Annotated in this window: 5 protein-coding genes; all 5 read left to right on the top strand. The window is 65.4% G+C overall.

Features of this window, described 5'->3' with window-relative positions; genetic code table 11:
• The first annotated feature begins 73 nt into the window (after window positions 1–73).
• The 5 genes from hflK to ACREE8_RS11955 all read left to right on the top strand — a co-directional run bounded on the left by hflK (window position 74) and on the right by ACREE8_RS11955 (window position 5,391).
• Window positions 74–1,228, top strand: a complete 1,155-nt coding sequence (hflK, locus tag ACREE8_RS11975) for an FtsH protease activity modulator HflK (RefSeq protein ID WP_431573230.1) — start codon at window positions 74–76, stop codon at window positions 1,226–1,228.
• A complete protein-coding gene (gene hflC / locus ACREE8_RS11970; RefSeq protein ID WP_431573229.1) occupies window positions 1,225–2,115 on the top strand; it encodes a protease modulator HflC in 891 nt (296 codons plus the stop codon). The genes hflK and hflC overlap by 4 nt, the downstream gene beginning before the upstream one ends.
• A 72-nt stretch (window positions 2,116–2,187) precedes the next feature.
• The gene (locus ACREE8_RS11965; RefSeq protein ID WP_431573228.1) at window positions 2,188–2,373 is read left to right on the top strand and encodes a DUF2065 domain-containing protein; all 186 of its coding nucleotides are present in this window, start codon (window positions 2,188–2,190) and stop codon (window positions 2,371–2,373) included.
• A 184-nt stretch (window positions 2,374–2,557) separates the two neighbouring features.
• On the top strand, window positions 2,558–4,087 hold the full coding sequence (locus tag ACREE8_RS11960; protein WP_431573227.1) for a DegQ family serine endoprotease: 1,530 nt from the start codon (window positions 2,558–2,560) through the stop codon (window positions 4,085–4,087).
• A gap of 140 nt (window positions 4,088–4,227) precedes the next feature.
• Window positions 4,228–5,391, top strand: a complete 1,164-nt coding sequence (locus ACREE8_RS11955; protein ID WP_431573226.1) for an IS4 family transposase — start codon at window positions 4,228–4,230, stop codon at window positions 5,389–5,391.
• Window positions 5,392–5,411 lie beyond the last annotated feature (20 nt).

The following is a 5,411-nucleotide window of genomic DNA, read 5'->3' as shown; positions in this document are numbered from 1 at the left end:
GTCATATAAGGCGTCGGACCGTCCCGGGAAAGCCGGCGCCGATAAATCGATCCACTACACAGGGAAGCTTGATATGCCGTGGCAGAATCAAGGAGGCGGCGGTCCTTGGGGCGGCGGCCAGGGTCCGTGGGGGCGTGGTCCCTCGGGCGGCGGTCAACGACCGAACGATATCGAGGAGATGTTGCGCCGCGGACAGGACCGGCTCAAGGGCTGGTTGCCGGGCGGCATGGGCGGACGGCGCGGCCTGGTTTTCGTCGCGCTCGCGGCCCTGGCCCTGTGGCTCGCCAGCGGCTTCTATCGCGTCGACGCCAACGAGCAGGGCGTCGCCATGATCTTCGGCAAGTGGGTCGCCACCACCGGCCCCGGCCTCAATTACAACCTGCCGGCGCCGATCGGCTCGGTCGAAACCCCGATGGTGGATTTCGAGAACCGCGTCGAGATCGGTTTCCGCTCCGCGGCCGACGGCACCAGCACCCGCGACATCTCGGCCGAGAGCCTGATGCTCACCGGCGACGAGAACATCATCGACATCCAGTTCGTGGTGCTGTGGAAGATCGGCGATGCCGGCAAATATCTCTTCAGCGTCCTCGACCCCGAGGAGACGGTGAAGGCCGTTTCCGAAGCGGGCATGCGCGAGATCATCGGCCAGTCCGATTTCGAATCGACCCGCACCAAGGGCCGCGCCGAGGTCGAATCGCGCACCCAGGATCTGATCCAGCACACGCTCGACAGCTACAATTCGGGCATCATCATCACCAGCCTGCAGCTCCTGAAAGTCGATCCGCCCGATGCGGTGATCGAGGCCTTCCGCGACGTGCAGGCGGCACGCGCCGACAAGGAGCGCTCGGTCAACGAAGCGCAGGCCTACTTCAACGAAATCACGCAGCGTGCCGAAGGTCAGGCGCAGCAGGTGATCAAGGCCGGCGAAGCCTATCGCGCCGAGAAGATCGCGATCGCCACCGGCGACGCGCAGCGCTTCATCTCGGTCTATGACGAATATGCCAAGAACAAGGTGCTGACCGAGCGGCGCATCTATCTCGAGACGATGGAAGACATCATGCGGGGCATGAACAAGGTGCTGGTCTCCAGTGCGCCCGGTGCCGGCGGTGCCTTGCCCTATCTCTCGGTCAACGAGCTGATGAAGCTGCAGACCAAGCCGGCCGTGAATACCGGCATGCCGCCCAACAACAGCGACGCCACGTCCGGTACGCAGGGAGCCTCGCAATGAACCGCACCTCGTTCGTGGCGGTCATCATCCTGGCGGTCATCGCCGTCGTGGTGCTGCTCTCCTCCACCTTCACCGTCAATCAATGGCAGCAGGCGCTGGTGCTGCAGTTCGGCCAGCCGCGCCAGGCGATCAGCGAGCCGGGGCTGCATTTCAAGATGCCCTTCATCCAGAACGTCATCTATTTCGAGAAGCGGCTGCTCAATCTCGACCTGGCGCCGGCCGAGATGCCGACCAACGACCAGAAGCAGGTGGTGGTCGAGGCCTATGCCAAATACATCATCGTCGACCCGCTGAAGTTCTATCAGGTGGTGCGCGACGAGGGCGGCCTGCGCGGCCGCGTCGGGCCGATCATCAATTCGAACCTGCGCGGCGAGATCGGCAAGGTGCCGATGTCGGAGATGCTGACGGCGCGGCGCGCCCAGTTCATGCGCTCGATCACCGAGGCGGTGAACCAGGCGGCGCTGATCTATGGCGTCAATGTCGTGGATGTGCGCATGAAGCGCGTCGATCTGCCCGACGAGAACAGCCAGGCGATCTTCCGGCGCATGCAGACGCAGCGCGAGCAGGAAGCGCGCCGCTTGCGCGCCGAAGGCCAGCGCGACGGGCAGAAGATCAAGGCCGAGGCCGACAAGCAGCAGGTGGTGATCCTGGCCGACGCGCGTCGCCAGGCCGAGGTGCTCCGCGGCGAAGGCGATGGCGAGGCGACCCGGATATACAACGACGCCTATGGCAAGGATCCGGCCTTCTTCGACTTCTACCGGTCGATGCAGGCGCTGACCCAGGGCCTCGACGGTGCCAACACCACCTATATCGGCCCGCCGACCGGCGACTTCTTCCGCTTCTTCGGCAGCGAGCAGGGGGGCGCCAGCCCACCGCCCGCGCAGTGAGCTCGCCGCCATGGTGGGGTGGAAGGGCTCCGCTTCAGGCCCGCCGGATAGTTGCGCGATGACGGGACGTCGATGAGCGATCTCGCCACCGCTCTCGGGCTGTTGCTGGTGATCGAAGGCATCGCGCTCGCGGCCATTCCCGGCATGCTGCGCCGCTTCACCGAGACCCTGGCCGTCCTTCCGGAGACGACGCAGCGGCTCGCCGGGCTCGTGGCCGCCGGCGTCGGCCTGCTGCTGGTCTGGCTGGTGCGGGGCTGAAGCGCCTCGCTTCCGCCACCATTTCCGCCGAGAAAGACATCACCGCCGCTCACGGGAAATTTCACCCGGGCGACATCGATTTCGCCTAATCTCGTTCCCCATTCGTCCACCGGGCCGATCGCCGGCCTTTTGGGCAGCCCCTGCGTTCGGAGGTCCAAGTCCCGTGTCGTTCCGTCCTGCTTTCATGTCCCTGCGGTCCCTCGTCTCGACGCCCTCCGCGTGCGTCGCGGCCCTGCGCTCGGCCTGCGCCGCCGCGTTCGTCGCCCTGCTGGCCCTGACGGCAGCCCCGGCGCCCGCCGCGGCGCGCTCGGCGCCCGAGAGCTTCGCCGACCTGGCCGAAGCCCTGTTGCCGGCCGTCGTCAATGTGTCGACCACCCAGACCCTGAAGGACGACGGCAATTCGCAACAAGACCTGGAGGAGATGTTCAAGGACTTCTTCGACCGGCAGAATCGCGACAATGGGGACAACGGCGACAATGGCGGTGACGGCGGGAACGGGCATCAGCCCGAGCCCCGCCGCGCGACCTCGCTGGGCTCGGGCTTCATCATCGATCCCAGCGGCTACATCGTCACCAACAACCACGTCATCGAGGGGGCGGACCAGATCACGGTCCGCCTCCATGACGACACCGAGCTCGAAGCCAAGATCATCGGCATCGACACCAAGACCGACCTCGCGCTGCTCAAGGTCGAACCGAAATCGCCGCTGCCGGCCGTGCAGTGGGGCGATTCCGACAAGACCCGGATCGGCGACTGGGTGCTCGCCATCGGCAATCCGTTCGGTCTCGGCGGCTCGGTCACGGCCGGCATCGTCTCGGCCCGCCAGCGCGATATCAATGCCGGGCCCTATGACGATTTCATCCAGACCGATGCCTCGATCAATCGCGGCAATTCCGGCGGCCCCATGTTCGACATGGATGGCGGCGTGATCGGCATCAACACGGCGATCTATTCGCCTTCGGGCGGCAGCGTCGGCATCGGCTTCGCCATTCCCTCGAACCTGGCGCGCACGGTCATCCAACAGCTGCGCGACTTCGGCCATGCCCGCCGCGGCTGGCTGGGCGTGCGGATTCAGAGCGTGAGCCCGGAGCTGGCCGAAGGCCTGCGCCTGCCGACGCCCAAGGGTGCGCTCGTCGCCAATGTGACGGCGGGCGGTCCTGCCGACACCGCCGGCATCAAGCAGGGCGACGTGATCCTCGAATTCAACGGCCATCCCATCGACGAGATGCGCAAGCTGCCGCGCGTGGTCGCCGAGACGCCGATCGATCAGGACGTGCCGATCGTGGTGTGGCGTCAGGGCGAGAAGAAGACGCTGTCGGTCAAGGTGGGCGAGCTGCAGGAGGAGACCGAGCAGGCGTCGGCCGAAGCGACCCAGCCCAAGACTCCGACGGCGCCGCCCAACAGCGGCAAGGTCGACCTGCTCGGGCTGGTCGTCACCGAGCTGACCGCGGCCTTGCGCGACCAGTACAAGCTGGAACCCGATGTCGCCGGCGTGCTGGTGAGCTCGGTCGACGCCAATGGTGCCGCGGCCGAGAAGGGCCTGCAGGAAGGCGACGTCATCATCGAAGTCGACCAGAAGGCGGTCAAAACCCCGGCCGACGTGAAGAAGCGCGTCGACGACGCCAAGAGCAACGGCTATCGCGTGGTGACGCTCCTGGTCTATCGCGGCGGCGACTTCCAGTGGGTCGCGGTGCGGATCGACAACAAAGGCTGAGGGCGCTCCTCGTTCTGTCCCTTCCCCCCTTGCGGCAGGGCTGTCCGGGGAATGAGTCGATTGGTCGCGGGCGCATGCCCGGTTTTCCGCAGGTTTTGCGGCTACTTTCTGGTTGTCGAGACTCAGAAAGAGGACCGAGCATGCAGTACATGGATAGCATCTTCGTGAGCCTGCTGAAACCGATCGATCGGCGGCATTTTCGCAGCCTGATAGCGCGCCATGACGGGGATGCCTACGACAAGTCCTTCAAGAGTTGGGACCATCTGGTGGCACTGACCTACACCCAGTTCAGTCAGGCCACGAGCCTGCGGGGCGTGGTGGCGGGTTTCAACGCCAACCCCAATTGTCACTACCACCTCGGCGTGAGGAAGATTTCCCGCTCGACCTTGTCGGATGCCAATGCGCGCCGTCCGGTTGGCGTGTTCTCGGCGCTGTTCGAGACGCTTTCGCAGGCGGTGGACCGGCAGGTTCGCCAGGAAGGCGCCGAAATGCTGCGCCTGATCGATGCTTCGCCGATCCCGTTGGGCAAGGTCTGCGGTTGGGCGGGCTGGAACGGGCGCATCCGCGGCCTGAAGATGCATGTGGTCTATGATCCGAAGAACGACCGCCCCTGCTCGGTCGAGGTGACGCCGGCCACCATCAACGATATCGAGGCCGGCCGGCGGGTGGCGCTCGAGGCCGGGGCCACCTATGTCTTCGACAAGGGCTACTGTCACTACGGCTGGTGGCGCCAGATCGATGCCGCGGATGCCGTCTTCGTCACGCGGGCGAAGTCCAACATGCGCTTGCGTGCCACCCGGCGGCGCAAGCCCCGGAAGGTTGTCGGCGACGGCTTCAGGGTCATCGACGACGCCGAGGTCCGCCTTGTCAGCAAGGGCGATTCCAAGCTGGCGATCGCGCTGCGCCGGATCCGGGTCCGGCGCGAGAAGGGCGGCCTCATCACGCTCATCACCAACGACATGACGCGCTCGGCCGTCGAAATCGCCGCGCTCTACAAAATCCGCTGGCAGATCGAGCTGCTGTTCCGCTGGATCAAGCAGCATCTGGTCATTCGCAAGTTCCTCGGTAACAACGAGAATGCCATCCACCTGCAAATCCTCGGCGCCATGATCGCTTATCTGCTGCTGCGCATCGCCGCGCGCCTTCACCGTGTGAAGATCCCCTTGCTGCGGCTGGCCGAGCTCGTCGGCCAGTCGCTCTTTACCAGGAGAACCATCCACCGGATCGATCGACCGCCGCCCGTCAACCCCAGCAAGCCAAAGCCAAAAACCCCAGCCAACCAACTGGCCTTCTGCTATGCCTAACTTTCCCCGGACAGCCCTGC

It is taken from the genome of Hypericibacter sp. (genome assembly GCF_050729195.1).
Lineage (GTDB): Bacteria > Pseudomonadota > Alphaproteobacteria > Dongiales > Dongiaceae > Hypericibacter.
The sequence above is the reverse complement of the archived record's forward strand: the minus strand, read 5'-3'. Positions and strand labels throughout refer to the sequence as shown.